This window comes from Enterobacter cloacae complex sp. IR5402 (genome assembly GCF_049238125.1).
GTDB classification, from domain to species: domain Bacteria; phylum Pseudomonadota; class Gammaproteobacteria; order Enterobacterales; family Enterobacteriaceae; genus Enterobacter; species Enterobacter hormaechei_C.
The window spans coordinates 86,530-107,137 of record NZ_JBMKHO010000003.1 but is presented as its reverse complement, the minus strand read 5'-3'; the positions used below and the strand labels follow the sequence as shown (position 1 = coordinate 107,137).

General features: G+C 55.2%; 21 protein-coding genes. 14 read left to right on the top strand and 7 right to left on the bottom strand.

Annotated features, from left to right (window positions below):
* Positions 1-43: 43 nt before the first annotated feature.
* The 7 genes from ampG to ACOTXL_RS06755 all read left to right on the top strand — a co-directional run bounded on the left by ampG (position 44) and on the right by ACOTXL_RS06755 (position 8,294).
* Positions 44-1,519, top strand: a complete 1,476-nt coding sequence (ampG, locus tag ACOTXL_RS06785) for a muropeptide MFS transporter AmpG (protein WP_023315521.1) — start codon at positions 44-46, stop codon at positions 1,517-1,519.
* A 478-nt stretch (positions 1,520-1,997) separates the two neighbouring features.
* Positions 1,998-2,945 (top strand): cytochrome o ubiquinol oxidase subunit II, encoded by a 948-nt coding sequence (gene cyoA, locus ACOTXL_RS06780; RefSeq protein WP_003859054.1) that lies wholly within the window; start codon positions 1,998-2,000, stop codon positions 2,943-2,945.
* 16 nt (positions 2,946-2,961) lie between these two features.
* Complete coding sequence (gene cyoB / locus ACOTXL_RS06775) at positions 2,962-4,953, top strand: cytochrome o ubiquinol oxidase subunit I (protein ID WP_022650473.1); 1,992 nt, start codon at positions 2,962-2,964, stop codon at positions 4,951-4,953.
* On the top strand, positions 4,943-5,557 hold the full coding sequence (locus ACOTXL_RS06770) for a cytochrome o ubiquinol oxidase subunit III (RefSeq protein ID WP_003859057.1): 615 nt from the start codon (positions 4,943-4,945) through the stop codon (positions 5,555-5,557). The genes cyoB and ACOTXL_RS06770 overlap by 11 nt, the downstream gene beginning before the upstream one ends.
* The gene (locus ACOTXL_RS06765) at positions 5,557-5,883 is read left to right on the top strand and encodes a cytochrome o ubiquinol oxidase subunit IV (protein ID WP_006809888.1); all 327 of its coding nucleotides are present in this window, start codon (positions 5,557-5,559) and stop codon (positions 5,881-5,883) included. Before ACOTXL_RS06770 ends, ACOTXL_RS06765 begins: the two co-directional genes overlap by 1 nt.
* A gap of 11 nt (positions 5,884-5,894) precedes the next feature.
* Entirely contained in the window at positions 5,895-6,782 is an 888-nt protein-coding gene (gene cyoE / locus ACOTXL_RS06760; protein WP_003859062.1) for a heme o synthase, read from the top strand.
* A 150-nt stretch (positions 6,783-6,932) separates the two neighbouring features.
* Positions 6,933-8,294 (top strand): MFS transporter, encoded by a 1,362-nt coding sequence (locus tag ACOTXL_RS06755; RefSeq protein WP_022650465.1) that lies wholly within the window; start codon positions 6,933-6,935, stop codon positions 8,292-8,294.
* Between the two features lie 32 nt (positions 8,295-8,326).
* Here the strand turns inward: ACOTXL_RS06755 and ACOTXL_RS06750 are convergent, their stop codons facing one another.
* On the bottom strand, positions 8,327-8,818 hold the full coding sequence (locus tag ACOTXL_RS06750; protein ID WP_017383179.1) for a YajQ family cyclic di-GMP-binding protein: 492 nt from the start codon (positions 8,816-8,818) through the stop codon (positions 8,327-8,329).
* A 125-nt stretch (positions 8,819-8,943) separates the two neighbouring features.
* Here ACOTXL_RS06750 and panE point away from each other — a divergent pair, with 125 nt between their 5' ends.
* Both panE and yajL read left to right on the top strand, forming a co-directional pair.
* Entirely contained in the window at positions 8,944-9,855 is a 912-nt protein-coding gene (gene panE, locus ACOTXL_RS06745; protein WP_022650464.1) for a 2-dehydropantoate 2-reductase, read from the top strand.
* Positions 9,818-10,408, top strand: a complete 591-nt coding sequence (gene yajL, locus ACOTXL_RS06740; RefSeq protein WP_003859085.1) for a protein deglycase YajL — start codon at positions 9,818-9,820, stop codon at positions 10,406-10,408. Before panE ends, yajL begins: the two co-directional genes overlap by 38 nt.
* Positions 10,409-10,533: 125 nt before the next feature.
* Here the strand turns inward: yajL and thiI are convergent, their stop codons facing one another.
* Entirely contained in the window at positions 10,534-11,982 is a 1,449-nt protein-coding gene (gene thiI / locus ACOTXL_RS06735; RefSeq protein ID WP_045350607.1) for a tRNA uracil 4-sulfurtransferase ThiI, read from the bottom strand.
* Between the two features lie 178 nt (positions 11,983-12,160).
* Here thiI and xseB point away from each other — a divergent pair, with 178 nt between their 5' ends.
* From xseB to ACOTXL_RS06715, 4 genes are all read left to right on the top strand, one after another.
* Positions 12,161-12,403: an exodeoxyribonuclease VII small subunit gene (xseB, locus tag ACOTXL_RS06730; protein WP_045350608.1), complete on the top strand. Its 243-nt coding sequence runs from the start codon at positions 12,161-12,163 to the stop codon at positions 12,401-12,403.
* Positions 12,404-13,303: a (2E,6E)-farnesyl diphosphate synthase gene (gene ispA / locus ACOTXL_RS06725; RefSeq protein ID WP_032608639.1), complete on the top strand. Its 900-nt coding sequence runs from the start codon at positions 12,404-12,406 to the stop codon at positions 13,301-13,303. It begins immediately after the preceding gene.
* A 24-nt stretch (positions 13,304-13,327) separates the two neighbouring features.
* Positions 13,328-15,190, top strand: coding sequence for a 1-deoxy-D-xylulose-5-phosphate synthase (dxs, locus tag ACOTXL_RS06720; RefSeq protein WP_015571294.1), 1,863 nt, complete (start codon positions 13,328-13,330; stop codon positions 15,188-15,190).
* A gap of 62 nt (positions 15,191-15,252) precedes the next feature.
* Positions 15,253-16,227, top strand: coding sequence for an aldo/keto reductase (locus ACOTXL_RS06715; RefSeq protein ID WP_045350609.1), 975 nt, complete (start codon positions 15,253-15,255; stop codon positions 16,225-16,227).
* 69 nt (positions 16,228-16,296) lie between these two features.
* On the opposite strand, the gene thiL is transcribed toward ACOTXL_RS06715, so the two are convergent.
* The 5 genes from thiL to nrdR all read right to left on the bottom strand — a co-directional run bounded on the left by thiL (position 16,297) and on the right by nrdR (position 19,902).
* The gene (gene thiL, locus ACOTXL_RS06710; RefSeq protein WP_022650460.1) at positions 16,297-17,268 is read right to left on the bottom strand and encodes a thiamine-phosphate kinase; all 972 of its coding nucleotides are present in this window, start codon (positions 17,266-17,268) and stop codon (positions 16,297-16,299) included.
* 77 nt (positions 17,269-17,345) lie between these two features.
* Positions 17,346-17,765, bottom strand: coding sequence for a transcription antitermination factor NusB (gene nusB, locus ACOTXL_RS06705; protein ID WP_006809908.1), 420 nt, complete (start codon positions 17,763-17,765; stop codon positions 17,346-17,348).
* A gap of 21 nt (positions 17,766-17,786) precedes the next feature.
* Complete coding sequence (gene ribE, locus ACOTXL_RS06700; RefSeq protein ID WP_003859098.1) at positions 17,787-18,257, bottom strand: 6,7-dimethyl-8-ribityllumazine synthase; 471 nt, start codon at positions 18,255-18,257, stop codon at positions 17,787-17,789.
* Positions 18,258-18,344: 87 nt separating this feature from the next.
* Complete coding sequence (ribD, locus tag ACOTXL_RS06695; RefSeq protein WP_022650459.1) at positions 18,345-19,448, bottom strand: bifunctional diaminohydroxyphosphoribosylaminopyrimidine deaminase/5-amino-6-(5-phosphoribosylamino)uracil reductase RibD; 1,104 nt, start codon at positions 19,446-19,448, stop codon at positions 18,345-18,347.
* A 4-nt stretch (positions 19,449-19,452) separates the two neighbouring features.
* Positions 19,453-19,902 carry a transcriptional regulator NrdR gene (gene nrdR / locus ACOTXL_RS06690; protein WP_003859099.1) on the bottom strand — a complete coding sequence of 150 codons (450 nt, stop codon included), beginning with the start codon at positions 19,900-19,902 and terminating at the stop codon, positions 19,453-19,455.
* A gap of 152 nt (positions 19,903-20,054) precedes the next feature.
* Between nrdR and ACOTXL_RS06685 the strand changes: the two genes are divergently transcribed.
* Positions 20,055-20,594, top strand: a complete 540-nt coding sequence (locus ACOTXL_RS06685; protein WP_003859100.1) for a DUF3251 domain-containing protein — start codon at positions 20,055-20,057, stop codon at positions 20,592-20,594.
* Positions 20,595-20,608: the final 14 nt, after the last annotated feature.

Here is a 20,608-nt window from a genome sequence, read left to right as displayed (position 1 = left end):
CTGCTGACTGACCCGGTGCTTCACCGGGTCAGTTCATAAGAACATGTCCAGTCACTACTTACGCATTTTCCAGCAACCGAAATCAGCTATTCTGCTGATCCTTGGTTTCGCCTCCGGTTTGCCCCTTGCGCTCACCTCCGGCACGTTACAGGCGTGGATGACGGTTGAGAACATCGATCTTAAAACCATTGGTTTCTTCTCGCTCGTCGGCCAGGCTTACGTCTTTAAGTTCCTGTGGTCGCCGGTGATGGATCGCTATACCCCACCGTTCCTCGGGCGCCGTCGCGGTTGGTTAGCGATGACGCAGGTGCTGCTGTTGCTGGCCATTGCCGCAATGGGTTTCCTTGAGCCGTCAACACAGCTGCGCTGGATGGCCGCGCTTGCGGTGGTCATCGCCTTCTGCTCCGCTTCGCAGGACATTGTTTTTGACGCCTGGAAGACGGACGTCCTGCCAGCGGAAGAGCGTGGTGCCGGTGCGGCAATCAGCGTGCTTGGCTACCGCCTGGGTATGCTGGTTTCCGGCGGGCTGGCCCTCTGGCTTGCCGACCGCTATCTCGGCTGGCAGGGAATGTACTGGCTGATGGCCGCTCTGCTGATCCCCTGCATTATTGCCACGCTATTCGCGCCTGAACCGAGCGATGTGATTCCGGTTCCCCGCTCGCTGGAGCAGGCCGTCGCCGCACCGCTCCGCGACTTCTTTGGTCGCAATAATGCCTGGCTTATCCTGCTGCTGATTGTCCTTTATAAGCTCGGCGACGCTTTCGCCATGAGTCTGACCACCACCTTCCTGATCCGCGGCGTCGGGTTTGATGCGGGGGAGGTCGGCGTGGTGAACAAAACCCTGGGGCTGTTTGCCACGATCGTCGGCGCGCTTTACGGCGGCGTATTGATGCAGCGTCTGTCGCTGTTCCGTGCTCTGCTGATCTTCGGCATCCTTCAGGGCGCTTCGAATGCCGGTTACTGGCTGCTGTCGATCACCGACAAGCATATGATCAGCATGGCGACGGCGGTATTCTTTGAAAATCTGTGCGGAGGTATGGGCACAGCGGCATTTGTCGCCCTGCTGATGACGCTGTGCAATAAGTCATTTTCCGCCACGCAGTTCGCGCTGCTCTCGGCGCTCTCTGCCGTCGGGCGCGTGTACGTAGGTCCCGTCGCGGGCTGGTTTGTTGAAGCCCACGGCTGGCCGACATTTTATCTCTTCTCTGTGGTGGCGGCTGTGCCGGGGATTTTATTGTTGCTGGTCTGTCGCCAGACGCTGGAATATACCCAGCGGACGGAACACTTCATGCCGCGCACGGAATATCAGGCTGCCTACCGGTTTGCCCTGCGTCTGCTGATGGCAGGTTGTCTTGCGCTGGTAGTGTGGCTCGCGGTACTCATTATCAATGCGACGACCACCTTGTCGCTTCCTTTTGAAACCCAGCTGCTTGATGCAGGCGTGTTTCTCGCCATCGTGGGTATCCTGACCGGTGGGATGCTGGATTTCATGTCACTGCGGAAAACGCAGATGACATGAAGTAAAAAGCGAAAGGTTATTTCCCGTTGTAATAACGACACGAAATTATAACGGCGAAATAACCGCCATCGGCAAAAAAAATATTTGTTGTTTTGTGCGGGATAGCATTCGGAAATTATTGGAGCTTATTTCGCTACGCTATTTTCCGTTAAACGATTCAGCATTCGAAAGATTGAATTTTCGTTTTTTAGTTGTCTTTTTATTGATAATTAATTGTTAATTATTTGTGTATTTTCCGCAATGGTTATACCAATTGTCCCTTTTGCGGTATGCTGGGGCACCCTTTCGTTATAACGCCCACTCCGTGCGGCTTCCCCCGGAAAACGCGACATAATTTGCAACACTTGTGACATGTGCGGCAGAACCCGGTAACACCTTCCTGACACAGGGCTAATGATGTTTACAGTAATGTAACCTTCCCGTAAAATGCCCCCACACTTTAAACGCCACCAGACTCCCGTGGAATTGAGGTCGTTAAATGAGACTCAGGAAATACAATAAAAGTTTGGGATGGTTGTCATTATTCGCAGGCACTGTATTACTCAGTGGCTGCGATTCTGCACTACTAGACCCCAAAGGACAGATTGGACTGGAACAACGTTCATTGATACTGACGGCTTTTGGCCTGATGTTGATTGTGGTTATTCCTGCCATCTTGATGGCTGTTGGTTTCGCCTGGAAGTATCGTGCGAGCAATAAAGATGCGAAGTATAGCCCTAACTGGTCACACTCCAATAAAGTGGAAGCTGTGGTCTGGACGGTACCTATTCTGATCATCCTGTTCCTTGCTGTACTGACCTGGAAAACCACTCACGCACTTGAGCCGAGCAAACCGCTGGTTCACGATGAAAAACCTATTACCATTGAAGTGGTCTCCATGGACTGGAAATGGTTCTTCATCTATCCAGAACAGGGCATTGCTACCGTGAATGAAATCGCCTTCCCGGCGAACACTCCGGTTCAGTTCAAAGTGACCTCCAACTCCGTAATGAACTCCTTCTTCATCCCACGTCTGGGCAGCCAGATTTACGCGATGGCCGGTATGCAGACTAACCTGCACCTGATCGCGAATGAAGCAGGCACCTACGACGGTATCTCCGCCAGCTATAGTGGCCCGGGCTTCTCGGGTATGAAGTTCAAAGCTATCGCTACGCCAGACCGCGCGACTTTCGACCAGTGGGTTGCAAAAGCGAAGCAGTCTACCAACACCATGTCTGACATGGCGGCGTTCGAAAAAGTGGCTGCACCTAGCGAATACAACAAGGTGGAGTACTTCTCTAACGTGAAACCGAATCTGTTCAAAGATGTTATTGGCAAATTTATGGATCACGGCATGAGCATGGACATGACCCAGCCTGAAGGCGAGCACAACACGCACCAGGGTATGGAAGGCATGGACATGAGCCACGCGGAAACCGCTCACTAAGGGGCCGAGGAAGAAAATGTTCGGAAAATTGACACTGGATGCAGTGCCCTACCATGAACCGATTATTATGGTTACGGTGGCTGCAATTATCATTGGTGGCGCGGCCTTAGTTGGCCTGATCACTTACTTCGGTAAGTGGAGCTACCTGTGGAATGAGTGGCTGACTTCGGTTGACCACAAAAAACTCGGTATCATGTACTGCATCGTCGGTATCGTCATGTTAATTCGTGGCTTTGCGGATGCAATCATGATGCGTAGCCAGCAGGCGCTTGCGTCTGCGGGCGAAGCCGGCTTCCTGCCACCGCACCACTACGATCAGATCTTTACCGCCCACGGCGTTATCATGATCTTCTTCGTGGCGATGCCGCTGGTAATCGGTCTGATGAACGTGGTCGTTCCGCTGCAAATCGGCGCGCGCGACGTTGCGTTCCCGTTCCTCAACAACCTGAGCTTCTGGTTCACGGTTGTCGGCGTTATCCTGGTTAACCTGTCACTGGGTGTGGGCGAATTTGCTCAGACCGGCTGGCTGGCCTACCCGCCGCTGTCGGGAATTGAATACAGTCCGGGCGTGGGCGTTGACTACTGGATTTGGGCGCTTCAGCTCTCCGGTGTCGGTACCACTCTGACCGGTATTAACTTCTTCGTGACCATCCTGAAGATGCGTGCACCAGGTATGACGATGTTCAAGATGCCAGTATTTACCTGGGCATCTCTGTGCGCCAACGTCCTGATTATCGCGTCGTTCCCAATTCTGACCGTCACCATCGCGCTGCTGACCCTGGATCGCTATCTGGGTACCCATTTCTTCACGAATGATATGGGTGGCAACATGATGATGTACATCAACCTGATTTGGGCCTGGGGTCACCCGGAAGTGTACATCCTGGTTCTGCCGGTGTTCGGTGTGTTCTCCGAAATCGCGGCAACCTTCTCGCGTAAACGTCTGTTTGGTTACACCTCTCTGGTGTGGGCAACCGTATGTATTACCGTTCTGTCGTTCATCGTCTGGCTGCACCACTTCTTCACTATGGGTGCGGGCGCCAACGTAAACGCCTTCTTCGGTATTACCACCATGATTATCGCGATCCCGACCGGGGTTAAGATCTTCAACTGGCTGTTCACCATGTACCAGGGCCGTATCGTGTTCCACTCAGCCATGCTGTGGACCATCGGCTTCATCGTGACCTTCTCCGTAGGTGGGATGACCGGGGTACTGCTGGCGGTACCTGGTGCTGACTTCGTTCTGCACAACAGTCTGTTCCTGATTGCGCACTTCCATAACGTTATCATCGGTGGCGTGGTCTTCGGCTGCTTCGCTGGCGTAACCTACTGGTGGCCAAAAGCGTTCGGCTTCACGCTGAACGAGAAATGGGGTAAACGCGCGTTCTGGTTCTGGATCATTGGCTTCTTCGTAGCATTTATGCCGCTGTACGTGCTGGGCTTCATGGGTATGACCCGTCGTCTGAGCCAGCAGATCGATCCGCAGTTCCACCCAATGCTGATGATTGCAGCGGGCGGCGCAGCGCTGATTGCCTGCGGTATTCTGTGCCAGCTGATTCAGTACTACGTGTCTATCCGTGACCGTAACCTGAACCGCGACCTGACCGGTGACCCGTGGGGTGGCCGTACGCTGGAGTGGTCTACCTCTTCTCCACCTCCGTTCTATAACTTTGCCGTAGTGCCGCACATTCATGAGCGTGACGCATTCTGGGAAATGAAAGAAAAAGGTGAAGCGTACAAGCAACCTGAACATTACGAAGAGATCCATATGCCGAAAAACAGCGGTGCGGGCATCGTCATTGCCGCCTTCGCAACGGTATTTGGTTTCGCAATGATCTGGCACATCTGGTGGATGGCGATTGTTGGCTTCGCTGGCATCGTAATCAGCTGGATTGTGAAGAGCTTTGACGAGGACGTGGACTACTACGTACCAGTCCGTGAAGTTGAAAAGCTGGAAAACCAGCATTTTGACGAGATTTCTAAAGCGGGGCTGAAAAATGGCAACTGATACTCTGGCGCACTCGACTGCCCACGCGCATGAACATGCGCACCATGATACAGGACCGACGAAAGTCTTCGGTTTCTGGATCTACCTGATGAGCGACTGCATCCTGTTCTGCTGTCTGTTCGCAACCTATGCCGTTCTGGTGAACGGCACAGCGGGCGGCCCGACCGGTAAGGACATCTTTGAGCTGCCGTTCGTACTGGTTGAAACCGCACTGCTGTTATTCAGCTCCATCACCTACGGCATGGCGGCTATCGCCATGTACAAAAACAACAAGAGCCAGGTTGTCTCCTGGCTGGCGTTGACCTGGCTGTTTGGTGCTGGCTTTATCGGGATGGAAATCTATGAATTCCATCACCTGATCATGGAAGGTTTCGGCCCGGATCGTAGCGGCTTCCTGTCAGCGTTCTTCGCGCTGGTCGGCACCCACGGTCTGCACGTGACCTCGGGTCTGATCTGGATGGCGGTACTGATGTTCCAGATCTCCCGTCGCGGCCTGACCAGTACTAACCGTACCCGTATTATGTGCCTGAGCCTGTTCTGGCACTTCCTGGACGTGGTATGGATCTGTGTGTTCTCTGTTGTCTATCTGATGGGGGCGATGTAATGAGTCATTCTAACGATCATGGCGCTTCCCACGGCAGCGTAAAAACCTACATGACAGGTTTCATCCTGTCGATCATTCTGACGGTGATCCCGTTCTGGATGGTGATGAACGGTTCTGCATCTAAGCCGGTTATCCTGGGCGCAATCCTGGTGACCGCGGTGATTCAGATTCTGGTGCATCTGGTTTGCTTCCTGCACATGAACACCAAGTCCGATGAAGGCTGGAACATGACGGCCTTTATCTTTACCGTGATTATCATCGCTATCCTGGTAGTCGGTTCCATCTGGATTATGTGGAACCTTAACTACAACATGATGGTTCACTAAGAGCGGCGAGTATGTTTAAGCAATACCTGCAAGTCACGAAACCAGGCATCATCTTTGGCAACCTGATCTCCGTAATCGGAGGGTTCCTGCTGGCCTCTAAAGGCAGCATTGATTACACCCTCTTTATTTACACGCTGGTCGGTGTGTCACTGGTGGTTGCGTCCGGTTGTGTATTTAACAACTACATCGACATGGATATCGACAAGAAGATGGAAAGGACCAAAAATCGGGTGCTGGTTAAAGGCCTGATTGCTCCTTCCGTCTCGCTGGTGTACGCCACCTTGCTGGGTATTGCTGGCTTTATGCTGCTGTGGTTTGGTGCTAACCCGCTGGCCTGCTGGCTGGGGGTGATGGGGTTCGTGGTGTATGTGGGCGTCTACAGCCTGTATATGAAACGTCACTCCGTCTACGGCACGCTGATTGGTTCTCTCTCCGGCGCTGCGCCGCCGGTGATTGGCTATTGCGCCGTCACGAACGAGTTCGACAGCGGTGCGCTGATCCTGCTGGCTATCTTTAGCCTGTGGCAGATGCCGCACTCCTACGCCATCGCGATTTTCCGCTTTAAGGATTATCAGGCGGCGAACATTCCGGTTCTGCCGGTCGTGAAAGGCATTTCGGTTGCCAAGAACCACATCACGCTCTACATCATCGCTTTTGCCGTGGCAACGCTGATGCTCTCTCTGGGCGGTTACGCCGGATATAAATATCTGGTGGTAGCAGCTGCGGTGAGCGTCTGGTGGCTCGGTATGGCCCTGCGCGGTTACAAAGTGGAAGATGACAAGGTCTGGGCACGCAAGCTGTTTGTGTTCTCGATTGTCGCCATCACCTCCCTGTCCGTGATGATGTCCGTAGACTTCATGGTGCCTGATTCACAAAACCTGCTGACTTACGTCTGGTAAGCTATAGCAAGGACATAAAGGGGTGCTTCGGCACCCCTTTTTTATTCATGAAATCTATTAGTAACGTATGTAATATTTGTTAAATAACCGATTATTTACCCCGCCCCTTCCCCGCACTACACTATGGCCTGCTTTTGAACTGAGGTGGTAATGAACGATTATAAAATGACGCCAGGCGAACTGCGTGCGACCTGGGGTTTAGGGACTGTTTTCTCGCTGCGGATGCTTGGCATGTTTATGGTCCTGCCCGTTCTGACCACATATGGCATGGCGTTACAGGGTGCCAGCGAAGCGCTGATCGGTCTGGCGATCGGTATCTACGGCCTGGCGCAGGCAATATTCCAGATCCCCTTTGGCTTGCTCTCCGACCGAGTGGGTCGCAAACCGCTGATTGTCGGCGGGCTGCTGGTGTTTGTGCTCGGCAGCATCATCGCCGCCCTCTCCCACTCCATCTGGGGAATTATTCTTGGGCGCGCCCTGCAAGGTTCCGGGGCGATTGCCGCCGCCGTGATGGCGCTGCTGTCAGACTTAACCCGCGAGCAAAACCGCACCAAAGCCATGGCGTTTATCGGCGTCAGCTTTGGCGTCACGTTTGCCATTGCCATGGTGCTGGGGCCCGTTATCACCCATTCACTCGGCCTGCACGCCCTGTTCTGGATGATTGCGGTGCTGGCGACCATCGGGATCGCACTCACGCTGTGGGTTGTACCTGACAGTAAAAACCACGTCCTCAACCGTGAATCCGGGATGGTCAAAGGCTGCTTCAGCAAAGTCATCGCCGAGCCGCGCCTGCTTAAGCTGAACTTCGGCATTATGTGCCTGCACATTCTGCTGATGTCCACCTTTGTCGCCCTGCCCGGTCAACTGGCCTCAGCAGGTTTTCCGGCGGCAGAGCACTGGAAAATTTATCTGGTCACAATGCTGATCTCGTTTGTCTCCGTTGTGCCCTTCATTATTTACGCCGAAGTGAAGCGCAAAATGAAACGCGTCTTCGTGGGCTGCGTGGCGTTACTGCTGATTGCCGAGATTGTGCTGTGGGGCGCCGGCCCGCATTTCTGGGAGCTGATCGCGGGCGTACAACTGTTCTTCCTGGCCTTTAATCTGATGGAAGCCCTGCTGCCGTCGCTTATCAGCAAAGAGTCTCCGGCAGGATACAAAGGCACCGCGATGGGCATTTACTCCACCAGCCAGTTTCTCGGCGTGGCGATCGGCGGGTCACTCGGCGGCTGGGTGGATGGTCTGTTTGACTCCCAGACCGTTTTCCTCGCCGGTGCGCTGCTGGCGATGCTCTGGCTGTTTGTGGCCAGCACCATGAAAGAGCCGCGTTACGTGAGTAGCCTGCGGGTAGAAATTCCCGATGACGTGGCAATCGGTGACGCGTTACAACAGCGTCTGGAAGCGACAGAGGGCGTGAGCGAAGTGCTGATTGTCCCGGAAGAGCGCAGTGCGTATGTCAAAATTGACAGCAAAGTGACTAACCGCTTTGAGGTAGAGCAGGCGCTGAAGGCCTGAAAAAATGCCCGGTTTAGCCGGGCATGATTGTCTTAATCGCGGAAGTTTTTAAACTGGAATGGCTGACCGAGATCGCCGCCACGCACCAGCGCCATCACGGATTGCAGGTCATCACGGGATTTTCCGGTCACGCGGATCTCTTCCCCCTGGATCTGCGCCTGCACTTTGAGCTTACTGTCTTTGATAAGCTTCACGATTTTCTTCTGCACGGCGCTTTCAATCCCCTGCTTCAGCTTCGCTTCCACAAACCAGGTTTTGCCGCTGTGAACAAAATCTTCCGGCACATCGAGTGAGGTCCCTTCAATGCCGCGCTTGAGCAGCTTGGCGCGCAGGATATCCAGCAACTGGTTGACCTGGAAATCAGACTCGCTCAGGACTTTGATCGTCTTGTTCGCGTCGTTCAGTTCAATGGTCGCCTCAACGCCACGAAAATCGAAACGTGACTCAACCTCACGGACAGCATTTTCTACGCCGTTACGCGCTTCCTGCAAATCAACTTCAGAAACAATATCGAAAGATGGCATCTTTTCTTCTCCCTACATTTTTGTTGCGTTGCATAATACCCGCAACGAGGCATAACGAGAAGCTTAGCTGATGGCGCTATACTTAGCGTCATAGCACCTGGCGCCGTTGCAGGTGAGGAGGAACGATGAAAGTAACAGTGCTTGGATGCGGAGCCCTTGGCCAACTCTGGCTTACAGCGCTATGCAAACAGGGACACGACGTTCAGGGCTGGCTGCGAATTCCCCAGCCCTATTGCAGTGTGAACGTGATGGGTACAGACGGTTCAATTTTTAATGAGTCTTTGACGGCAAACGATCCGGAATTTCTTGCCACCAGCGATTTGCTGCTGGTCACGCTGAAGGCCTGGCAGGTCTCCGATGCGGTGAAAAGCCTGGCCGCCCAGTTACCTGAAAGCACGCCAATCCTGCTGATTCACAACGGTATGGGTACCATTGAAGAGCTAAAATCTGTCCGGCAACCGCTGCTGATGGGGACAACCACCCACGCGGCGCGTCGCGACGGTAACGTCATTATCCATGTTGCCAGTGGTATCACTCATATCGGTCCCGCGCGTGAACAGCCCGGCGATTACAGCTATCTTGCGGATACCCTGCAAAGCACGCTGCCTGACGTCGCCTGGCACAATAACATTCGCGCGGAACTGTGGCGCAAACTGGCGGTGAACTGCGCGATTAATCCGCTGACCGCCCTGCTGGATTGCCCTAACGGTGAACTGCGCCAGCATCCTGATCGGGTAGCGCTGATTTGCCGGGAAGTTGCCGCCGTCATTGAACGCGAAGGCTACCACACCTCAGAGTCCGATTTACGTTATTATGTCGACCAGGTGATTGAGAGTACGGCAGAAAATATCTCCTCAATGTTGCAGGATATCCGGGCTATGCGGCATACCGAAATTGATTACATTACCGGTTATCTGTTAAAACGCGCCCGGGCACACGGCATTACCGTTGCGGAAAATAGCCGTCTGTTTGAGTTAGTAAAACGAAAGGAGAGTGAGTATGAGCGCATCGGCACTGGTATGCCTCGCCCCTGGTAGCGAAGAGACAGAAGCGGTCACCACCATTGATTTGCTGGTACGTGGTGGTATTAAGGTTACTACCGCCAGCGTCGCCAGCGACGGAAGCCTGGCGATTACCTGCTCGCGTGGGGTGAAGATTCTGGCGGATGCACCGCTTGTACAGGTGGCGGACGGTGATTACGACATTATCGTTCTGCCGGGTGGTCTGAAGGGGGCTGAGTGTTTCCGCGACAGCCCGCTGCTGGTTGAAACCGTTCGTCAGTTTCATCTTTCCGGGCGTATCGTCGCGGCAATCTGTGCAGCCGCAGGTACGGTGCTGGTTCCGCACGACATTTTCCCCATCGGCAATATGACCGGCTTCCCTGGTCTGAAGGATACAATTCCGGAAGACCAGTGGGTGGATAAACGCGTGGTCTGGGATCCGCGCGTTAACCTGCTCACCAGCCAGGGGCCGGGCACCGCCATTGATTTTGGCCTGAAGATTATTGACCTGCTGGTTGGGCGCGAAAAAGCGTACGAAGTGGCTTCGTCGCTGGTGATGGCGGCGGGGATTTATAACTACTACGAATAAAAAAGTCGGGTGGCGCAAGGTAAAAGCAAAACGGCAACCCGAGGTTGCCGTTTTTAATGTTTGCGCCCTCTCCCTGTGGGAGAGGGACGGGGTGAGGGCATCAGGCCGCACTCCCCGACAATAAACTACGGGCGATACACCTTCACGTTCGCGAAGCCCTGCTCACGCAGATACAGCGCCTGCAAACGGCTCATGACCCCACGCTCACACCACAGCAGATACGTTTTGCTCTGGTCGAGATCGCCAAACTGGGTGCTCAGCTTGTAGAACGGCAGCGAAACCACCTCCACGCCTTCCACCTGCAACGGCTTGTCATCCTGCTCATCAACAGAACGGATATCCAGAATCGTATCGTTAGCACCAAAGCCGCTGACCGTCTCCACCTCAACCACTTCCTGCTCGGTCTCCTGGGCGATCTCACGGATATCGATGTTGGACGCTTCCGCCACCACTTTTTCCAGGATGCTGAAATCGAAGTTCTCTTCTTCCGCTTCGATCTTCGCCTTCACCGCTTTAATGGTTGGACTTTTTGAGATCACACCGCAATATTCCGGCATGGTACGGGCAAAATCTTCAGTACCGATTTTACGCGCCAGATCGATGATGTGCTCTTTATCGTGAGAGATCAGCGGGCGCAGGATCAGCGTATCAGACACGTTGTCGATAAGACGCAGGTTGGTCAGCGTCTGGCTGGAGACCTGCCCCAGCGCTTCACCGGTGACCAGCGCCTGCACGCCGTAGCGCTCAGCCACTTTGGACGCCGCGCGCACCATCATACGTTTCAGGACCACGCCCATCTGGCCGTCGTCCACTTTTTCGAGGATTTCGCCGACCACCGGCTCAAAGTTGATCGCCACAAAACGCACGCGGTGAGAGCTGCCGAAGCGGTTCCACAGGTAATGCGCCACCTGACGTACGCCGATTTCATGCGCCGCCCCGCCCAGGTTGAAGAAGCAGTAGTGCACGCGGCAGCCGCGACGCATCAGCATGTAGCTGGAGACGCCGGAGTCGAAGCCGCCCGAGATCAGCGACAGCACATCTTCCTGCGTGCCGATCGGGAAACCACCAATACCTTCATAACGACCCTTAACCAGCAGCAGACGATCGTTCTCGATCTCAAGATTAACGGTAACGTCCGGATTAGTCAGGCGCACGCGCGCCGTCTCAACGTGCTGGTTCAGACCGCCGCCAACGTAGCGCTCGACTTCAATCGAGCTGAACTCGTGTTTACCACGACGCTTCACGCGCACGCAGAACGTTTTCCCTTCGATCTGGTCGCGGTACTGTACCAGCGCCTTTTCGAAGATATCGTGCATATCGCTGAACGGAACGTCTTCCACTTCCAGAATATGATGAATACCAGGAATACGGGTCAGCGCGTCGCGAATATCAAGACGTTTGCTTTCGTCTTTCGCGCGGACTTCAACGTGGTCCCAGTGACGCACCACAGCGAGCGTTTCGTCGTAGTGTTTTAATACGTTACGAATGTTCCCGGTGAGAATTTTAATAAAGCGCAAACGCACAGATTGGCTTTTGATGGTGATTTCGGGGAACAATTTAATGATAAACTTCATGGCGGCAATGTTTCTTAGGCAAGCTTATAAAGGCTTGTAGTGGAAAATGATACAGCAGCCCACACCCGTGGCTGCATCCAGGCGCGCAAGTATACCACCATCGCGCCACTCGCGTTATTTGATAATTGCCCCGAGTCCGTTACCATGTTGGGGCGAAGAATATAAGAGTTAATTCACTATGCCGAAGAAGAACGACGCACCGGCCAGTTTTGAAACTGCGCTGAGTGAGCTTGAGCAGATTGTTACCCGCCTCGAGAGCGGCGATTTACCGCTGGAAGATGCCCTCAACGAATTTGAACGCGGTGTGCAGCTTGCGCGCCAGGGGCAGGTAAAGCTTCAGCAGGCCGAGCAGCGTGTGCAGATCCTGCTTTCCGACAGCGAAGACGCTAAAACCACGCCATTCACACCGGACCCCGAGTAAATGGATTTCTCCAACGCGCTTCAGGCGCGCGTCATCCGCGCCAACGATGCGCTGCGCCGATTCATTGAGCCGCAGCCTTTTCAGAACACTCCACTGGTTGAAGCCATGCACTATGGCGCACTCTTGGGGGGTAAACGCCTGCGTCCATTCCTGGTGTATGCCACGGGCAACATGTTCGGTATCAGCGATAACACGCTGGACGCCCCGGCAGCCGCCGTGGAGTGTATCCACGCCTATTCGCTGATCCACGATGATTTGCCAGCCATGGACGATGACGATCTGCGTCGCGGTCAGCCAACCTGCCATATCAAATTTGGCGAAGCGAATGCCATTCTGGCGGGTGATGCGCTGCAAACTCTGGCCTTCTCCATTTTGAGCGATGCGCCGATGGTTGAAGTGAGCGATCGCGATCGTCTGGCAATGGTGTCCGAACTGGCAATGGCCAGCGGCGTCGCCGGGATGTGCGGCGGCCAGGCGCTGGATTTAGAGGCTGAAGGTCGTCAGGTTACTCTGGAACAGCTGGAGCGCATCCACCGTCACAAAACGGGCGCACTGATTCGTGCAGCCGTTCGCCTGGGCGCGCTGAGCGCGGGTGAACGCGGGCGTAAAGCCCTGCCGATTCTGGACAGATACGCAGAAAGTATCGGTCTGGCATTCCAGGTTCAGGATGACATTCTGGATGTGGTGGGCGATACTGCAACATTGGGAAAACGTCAGGGTGCGGATCAGCAGCTTGGCAAAAGTACCTATCCCGCCCTGTTGGGCCTTGAGCATGCCCAACGTAAAGCCCGGGATCTGATAGACGATGCCCGCCAGTCGCTGAATGAGCTGGCCGCGCAATCGCTGGATACCTCGGCACTGGAAGCGCTAGCGGACTACATAATCCAGCGTGATAAATAAACTATAAATCTCGATGAGCCTTTGATGAGTTTTGATATTGCCAAATACCCGACACTGGCGTTAGTTGACTCCACTCAGGAGTTACGTCTGTTGCCGAAAGAGAGTCTGCCGAAGCTGTGTGACGAGCTGCGTCGCTACCTGCTCGACAGCGTTAGCCGCTCCAGCGGCCACTTCGCCTCCGGACTTGGCACGGTTGAGCTGACCGTGGCGTTGCATTACGTCTATAACACGCCGTTCGATCAGCTGATCTGGGATGTCGGCCACCAGGCCTATCCGCACAAAATTCTGACCGGACGTCGCGATAAAATTGGCACCATTCGCCAGAAAGGGGGCCTGCACCCGTTCCCGTGGCGCGGCGAGAGTGAATATGACGTGTTAAGCGTCGGCCACTCTTCCACCTCCATTTCTGCGGGCATTGGTATTGCCGTTGCCGCCGAAAAAGAGAATAAACAACGTCGCACCGTCTGCGTGATTGGCGACGGGGCGATCACCGCCGGGATGGCCTTTGAGGCCATGAACCACGCGGGCGATATCAAACCGGACATGCTGGTGATCCTCAACGATAACGAAATGTCGATCTCCGAGAACGTCGGCGCGCTGAATAACCATCTGGCGCAGCTGCTGTCCGGCAAGCTTTACTCCTCACTGCGTGAAGGCGGTAAAAAAGTCTTCTCCGGCGTACCGCCGATCAAAGAGCTGCTTAAGCGTACCGAAGAACACATCAAAGGCATGGTCGTACCGGGTACGCTGTTCGAAGAGCTGGGCTTTAATTATATCGGCCCGGTGGACGGCCACGATGTGCTGGGTCTGGTGACGACGCTTAAAAACATGCGCGACCTGAAAGGCCCTCAGTTCCTGCATATCATGACCAAAAAAGGGCGTGGTTACGAACCGGCGGAGAAAGATCCGATCACCTTCCACGCGGTGCCTAAGTTCGACCATACCAGCGGCTGCCTGCCGAAAAGCAGCGGCGGGATGCCGAGCTACTCAAAAATCTTCGGCGACTGGCTGTGCGAAACGGCGGCGAAAGACAACATGCTGATGGCGGTGACGCCTGCCATGCGTGAAGGCTCCGGCATGGTGGAGTTTTCCAAAAAATACCCGGACCAGTATTTCGACGTCGCCATTGCCGAGCAACACGCGGTAACCTTTGCTGCGGGCCTGGCGATTGGCGGCTACAAGCCGGTGGTAGCGATCTACTCTACCTTCCTGCAACGCGCCTACGATCAGGTTATCCATGACGTTGCCATTCAGAAGCTGCCGGTGCTGTTTGCTATCGATCGCGCGGGCATTGTGGGGGCTGACGGCCAGACGCACCAGGGCGCGTTTGATCTCTCCTTCCTGCGCTGTATCCCGGACATGGTGATCATGACGCCAAGCGACGAAAATGAGTGTCGTCAGATGCTGTATACCGGTTACCACTATCAGGACGGTCCCTGCGCGGTACGCTATCCACGCGGTAATGCCCTTGGCGTTGAATTACAGCCGCTGGAAAAACTGGACATCGGTAAAGGTCTGGTGAAACGTCGCGGTGAAAAAGTGGCGATCCTGAACTTTGGTACGCTGATGCCGGAAGCGGCAAAAGTCGCTGAAAACCTGAATGCAACGCTGGTCGATATGCGCTTCGTGAAGCCGCTCGATGAATCTCTGATTCTGAGCATGGCGGAAAGCCATGACGTGCTGGTCACGCTGGAAGAGAACGCCATCATGGGTGGCGCGGGTAGCGGCGTGAACGAAGTGCTGATGGCGAACCGTAAAGCCGTTCCGGTGCTTAATCTCGGCCTGCCGGACCACTTCATCCCGCAAGGCACCCAGGATGAGGCGCGCGCCGACATTGGTCTGGACGCCGCCGGTATCGAAGCCAAAATCCGCACCTGGCTGGCCTGATCCCTCCCCTTTTCTGCTCCTGCTATGCTTAAACGTATTGTTTAAACAGCAGGAGCGGAACCATGCAATACACGACATTAGGAAAAACGGACCTTAAGGTGTCCCGGCTTTGCCTGGGATGCATGACGTTTGGCGAGCCTGACCGGGGAAATCATGCCTGGACGCTGCCGGAAGAGAGCAGCCGCCCCATCATCAAGCGCGCCATTGACGGCGGCATCAACTTCTTCGATACCGCCAACAGCTACTCCGACGGCAGCAGCGAAGAGATTGTTGGCCGCGCCCTGCGAGATTTTGCCCGTCGTGATGACGTTGTGGTTGCCACTAAGGTGTACTACCCGTCAGGCGACCTGGCGGAAGGCCTTTCTCGCGCGCAGATCCTGCGTTCTATTGATGACAGCCTCAGACGCCTGAACATGGATTACGTCGACCTGCTGCAAATCCACCGCTGGGATTACAACACCCCGATCGAAGAGACGCTTGAAGCGTTGAACGACGTCGTGAAAGCCGGTAAAGCGCGCTACATCGGCGCATCGTCCATGCATGCCTCACAGTTTGCCCAGGCGCTCGATTTCCAGGCACAGCACGGCTGGGCGCGCTTTGTCACCATGCAGGATCACTACAACCTGATTTACCGGGAAGAAGAGCGCGAGATGCTGCCGCTCTGCTACCAGGAAGGCGTGGCGGTGATCCCGTGGAGCCCGCTGGCGCGCGGAAGGTTAACCCGTCCGTGGGGCGAAACCACCGCCCGGCTGGTATCGGACGAAGTGGGTAAAAACCTGTATGACGATACAGAAGCCAGCGATGCGTTAATTGCCGAACGCTTAGCCGGGATCGCCGACGATATCGGTGCAACGCGCGCGCAGGTGGCACTGGCGTGGCTGCTGAGCAAGCGCGGTGTCGCCGCGCCGATTGTGGGCACATCGCGGGAAGAACAGCTGGATGAGTTGTTGAGTGCGGTGGACTTATCGTTGACGCCGGAGCAGATTGCCGAGCTGGAGACGCCGTATCAGCAACATCCGGTGGTAGGGTTTAAATAAACAATTCAGGGAACAAAATCCGTAGGCCGGGTAAGCGCAGCGCCACCCGGCAATACAGAGCGCACAAAATTACGCGAAGTGATCGTACCCTTTCCAGTCAAGCGTAACCGGGGCGCCGTCGCGGACAAACAGCAGCCCTTCACTTTCCGGCATCACCTGCCCGATGCAGGTAAATTTCGCCCCCAGATGCGCTAACGCCACATCCAGTGTTCCGCGATTGAGCTCAGGCACTGTGAAGCACAGCTCATAATCTTCTCCACCGGATAACGCCCAGCGCAGCGCCTGCTCAGGCTCGGCATGGCGACGCAACGGCTCTGACAGAGGGAACAGATCCAGATCGATCCGCGCGCCCACGCCGCTGGCTTTCAGGATATGGCCGAGATCGGAGATCAGCCCGTCAGACAAATCGATAGCCGAACTGGCCCGCTCGCGCAGCGCCTGGCCGTGCAAAATACGCGGCGTTGGCCGCAGATGGCGCTTCACCAGGTACGCCGCATCGTCAGCATCTTCAACCGTTAAACGGTTCTGAAGGATTGCCAGCCCTGCCGCGCTATCCCCCGGCGTACCGGTCACGTAGATCCAGTCGCCCGGTTTTGCGCCCGAACGTTTCAGCGCACGCCCGGCAGGCACATAGCCGTGGATTGCCAGGGTCATCGACAGCGGACCGGCAGTGGTATCACCGCCAATCAGCTGCATATCGTAATAATTCAGCTGCTCAAACAGGGAATCGCTGAAGGCTTCAAGCCAGGCTTCATCCACCTCTGGCAAGGTCAGAGCCAGCGTCAGCCAGGCCGGGTCGGCGCCCATTGCCGCCAGATCGCTGACGTTCACCGCCAGCGCTTTATACGCCAGATCGGCAGGATCGATGTCGGGCAGGAAATGTCGCCCACACACTAAGGTGTCGGTGCTGATTGCCAGCGTCTGTTTTTCGGGAATATTGAGAAGTGCGCAGTCATCGCCAATGCCGGTTTCAACATCAAGACGAGAGGTTCTGACACGGTCGAAATAACGGGCAATCAGGGAGAATTCGCCGCATGCCATACGTTATGCCTCAGCAAATAAAAGAAAAAACCGGAGCCGCACTGCCCGTCAGGCAATGCAGAACTCCGGTTTGCGGATCACTTTTTGTGGGGACGGATCGCAGGTGCGGCTTTATCCAGCACGCCGTTAACAAACTTGTGGCTGTCTTCAGCGCCGAAGGTTTTCGCCAGTTCGATCGCTTCGTTGATGGCCACTTTGTACGGCACATCATCACGTTTAGACAGCTCAAACAGCGCGATACGCAACACTGCTTTTTCGACCTGGCCCAGCTCTTCGAGCAGACGGGACAGGTATGGCTTCATCAGACCATCGAGATACGCGCTATTAGTCGCCACTCCCGACAGCAGTTCACGGAAGTACAGAACGTCAACGTCTTTCACGTCCTGTTCTGACAGGAACTGGTATTCAACATCAGCGATGTCGTTCTGGGACAACTGCCAGGAGTAAAGTGCCTGGACGGCACATTCACGGGCGCGGCGACGAGCAGCAGGTTTCACGGAATTCCCCTTACAAAAAAATCAGGCCTTGATGGCTTTCAATACATTGATCATTTCAAGCGCGGTCAGTGCAGCTTCTGCACCTTTGTTACCGGCTTTGGTGCCAGCACGTTCGATGGCTTGTTCAATACTTTCGGTGGTCAGCACGCCGAACGCGACAGGAATTTCAGCATCCTGCGCAACGTGCGCCAGACCATTGCTTGCACCGCCCGCAACGTATTCGAAGTGCGCAGTGCCGCCACGAATAACAGTACCCAGCGCAATCACCGCGTCGTATTTACCGGTTTTCGCCAGCGCGCCCGCTGCCAGTGGCAGTTCGTAAGCACCTGGTACCCAAACGACGGTAATGTTGTCATCTTTAACCTGGCCGATACGTTTCAGGGCGTCAACCGCACCTTCCAGCAGGCTATCATTGATGAAGTTGTTGAAACGCGCAATGGTGATGGCGACGCGAGCGTCCGGGGTAGCTACAGCAGCTTCAATAATGTTCATACTCTTCCTTTACGGGTTCATTTGGCCCCGCAGGGGGGCGGATTTTATCATAATACTTTGCGTACTGCTTCCCTATTTCAGGAGCAATTACGCTGTCGTTAAATGGAGGCAGACATCCGGGCCTACCGGACGAATCTCACTGAATGAGAGTTGCGGCGCATCGGCCAGTTTTTCAAGGCCGGGCAGCACAAACAGGCCGCGCGCGTCGTTACCTAACAGTTTAGGCGCAACGTAGACGAGAAGCTCATCCACCAGCCCCGCCTGAAGCAGTGCGCCGGCGAGCGTCGGACCGGCTTCAACCCAGATGCTGTTGACCTGCTGTTTGCCGAGCAACATCATCAGCACCACGAGATCCAGATGCCCGTTATGTTCCGGCACCGTAATGCTGCGCACGCCTTGCGGCCATTCGCGCGTATCTTCTTTGGTGCGTGCAATCCAGGTTTCCCCCGGCTGCTGCACGATGCGGTGCTCCGGCGTCACGCGGTTCTGGCTATCAATAATAATGCGCAGCGGCTGACGCAGGTTCTCCTGCGGATAGAGCGCCTGCGTATCTGCATTCAGCTCTTCCCAGCGTACGGTCATGGCCGGATCGTCAGCCAGTACCGTTTCACTGCTGGTGAGAATAGCATGGCTTTGCGCGCGCAGACGTTGCACATCGCGCCTTGCCTGTGGCGAGGTGATCCACTGGCTCTCGCCGTTCGCCATCGCCGTGCGGCCATCCAGTGACGCGCCAAGCTTAAGCTGGATAAACGGGAAGCCGGTGCGCATACGCTTCAGGAAGCCTTTATTCAGGGCTTCCGCATCCTGCATCATCAGGCCGTGGCTGACGTCGATTCCTTCCTGTTGCAGACGATACAGTCCGCGGCCCGCTACCTGCGGGTTAGGATCCTGCATGGCGGCGACAACGCGCGAGACGCCCGCCGCAATCAGCGCTTCACAGCACGGCGGCGTACGCCCATGGTGGCTGCATGGCTCCAGCGTCACATAGGCCGTCGCGCCACGCGCTTTCTCCCCCGCCATGCGCAAGGCATGCACTTCAGCATGCGGCTCGCCTGCGCGATAGTGAAAACCTTCCCCCACGATCTCACCATCTTTAACAATGACGCACCCGACATTGGGGTTAGGGTGAGTGGTAAACCGACCGCGCTGCGCCAGCTTCATGGCTCGCGCCATGTACATCTCGTCGTGCATGGTCTTAATCCTGTAAGCGGGCGATCTCTTCGCCAAACTCTTTGATGTCTTCGAAGCTGCGGTAAACGGAGGCAAAGCGGATATAGGCGACTTTATCGAGCTTTTTCAGCTGTTCCATCACCAGATTGCCGATCATTTTGCTCGGCACTTCGCGCTCACCTAACCCCCGCAGATAAGATTTAATGTGGTTTAACGCCATTTCGACGTCATCGGAGCTGACGGGCCGTTTTTCCAGCGCCTTGAGCATCCCGCTACGCAGTTTTTCTTCATTGAACGGTTCGCGCACATCGTTACTTTTTACCACGCGCGGCATTACCAGCTCTGCCACCTCGAAGGTGGTAAAACGCTCGTTGCACACCAGACACTGCCGACGACGACGCACGGAAGACCCTTCGCCTACAAGACGTGAGTCGATGACTTTGGTATCCACAGCGGAGCAAAATGGGCAATGCATACGATGTCCCTGTTATCTGGTTAACTGATTTCTATTTTACCCTGAACTGGCCCGACAACAAAGGAAGAGCTTTTTGAGACAAAGGATCTATGCCTGACGGCACTATCCTGTCTACCATTGCAGCAATCTGTGATTTCAAGGAATTAAACGCAATGACAAGACGTTACCTGAAAATAGTGCTGGTGGGGAGCCTGTTCACGCTTAGCGCCTGCGCACAGCAAAGCGAAGTCCGCGAGATGAAACAAAGCGTGAATACGCTTAACGTGGCGATGGACAAACTTAATAAAGAAACCGTGAAGATTACCCAGCAGAACGCGCTGAATGCCAAATCCAGCAATGGCGTTTATTTATTGCCAGGTGCAAACACGCCCGCGCGTCTGAACAGCCAGATTGGCACGCTAAAGATGTCTCTGGTGAATGTTGCAGCGAATGCCGATGGTACTCGCGCAACATTACGCATTCAGGGTGAGTCCAACGATCCGCTGCCCGCGTTCAGCGGCACCGTAGAGTGGGGCCAGATTCAGGGCACCACGGAGAGCTATCAGGAAGTGAACGTGAAGAATCAGCTCTTCACCGCCCCCGCCAGCACGCTGGCGCCGAGCGATGTTGACATCCCGCTCCAGCTGAGCGGACTGACGCCAGAACAGCTGGGCTTTATCCGTATTCACGACATTCAACCCGCCGCGCAATAACCCGCCCTTTTAGC

Bases quoted from the DNA above. Each gene is read 5' to 3' on its own strand.
- ampG (WP_023315521.1), top strand. From the start codon at position 44: ATGTCCAGTCACTACTTACGCATTTTCCAGCAACCGAAATCAGCTATT.
- cyoA (WP_003859054.1), top strand. From the start codon at position 1,998: ATGAGACTCAGGAAATACAATAAAAGTTTGGGATGGTTGTCATTATTC.
- cyoB (WP_022650473.1), top strand. From the start codon at position 2,962: ATGTTCGGAAAATTGACACTGGATGCAGTGCCCTACCATGAACCGATT.
- ACOTXL_RS06770 (WP_003859057.1), top strand. From the start codon at position 4,943: ATGGCAACTGATACTCTGGCGCACTCGACTGCCCACGCGCATGAACAT.
- ACOTXL_RS06765 (WP_006809888.1), top strand. From the start codon at position 5,557: ATGAGTCATTCTAACGATCATGGCGCTTCCCACGGCAGCGTAAAAACC.
- cyoE (WP_003859062.1), top strand. From the start codon at position 5,895: ATGTTTAAGCAATACCTGCAAGTCACGAAACCAGGCATCATCTTTGGC.
- ACOTXL_RS06755 (WP_022650465.1), top strand. From the start codon at position 6,933: ATGAACGATTATAAAATGACGCCAGGCGAACTGCGTGCGACCTGGGGT.
- ACOTXL_RS06750 (WP_017383179.1), bottom strand. From the start codon at position 8,818: ATGCCATCTTTCGATATTGTTTCTGAAGTTGATTTGCAGGAAGCGCGT.
- panE (WP_022650464.1), top strand. From the start codon at position 8,944: ATGAAAGTAACAGTGCTTGGATGCGGAGCCCTTGGCCAACTCTGGCTT.
- yajL (WP_003859085.1), top strand. From the start codon at position 9,818: ATGAGCGCATCGGCACTGGTATGCCTCGCCCCTGGTAGCGAAGAGACA.
- thiI (WP_045350607.1), bottom strand. From the start codon at position 11,982: ATGAAGTTTATCATTAAATTGTTCCCCGAAATCACCATCAAAAGCCAA.
- xseB (WP_045350608.1), top strand. From the start codon at position 12,161: ATGCCGAAGAAGAACGACGCACCGGCCAGTTTTGAAACTGCGCTGAGT.
- ispA (WP_032608639.1), top strand. From the start codon at position 12,404: ATGGATTTCTCCAACGCGCTTCAGGCGCGCGTCATCCGCGCCAACGAT.
- dxs (WP_015571294.1), top strand. From the start codon at position 13,328: ATGAGTTTTGATATTGCCAAATACCCGACACTGGCGTTAGTTGACTCC.
- ACOTXL_RS06715 (WP_045350609.1), top strand. From the start codon at position 15,253: ATGCAATACACGACATTAGGAAAAACGGACCTTAAGGTGTCCCGGCTT.
- thiL (WP_022650460.1), bottom strand. From the start codon at position 17,268: ATGGCATGCGGCGAATTCTCCCTGATTGCCCGTTATTTCGACCGTGTC.
- ribE (WP_003859098.1), bottom strand. From the start codon at position 18,257: ATGAACATTATTGAAGCTGCTGTAGCTACCCCGGACGCTCGCGTCGCC.
- ribD (WP_022650459.1), bottom strand. From the start codon at position 19,448: ATGCACGACGAGATGTACATGGCGCGAGCCATGAAGCTGGCGCAGCGC.
- nrdR (WP_003859099.1), bottom strand. From the start codon at position 19,902: ATGCATTGCCCATTTTGCTCCGCTGTGGATACCAAAGTCATCGACTCA.
- ACOTXL_RS06685 (WP_003859100.1), top strand. From the start codon at position 20,055: ATGACAAGACGTTACCTGAAAATAGTGCTGGTGGGGAGCCTGTTCACG.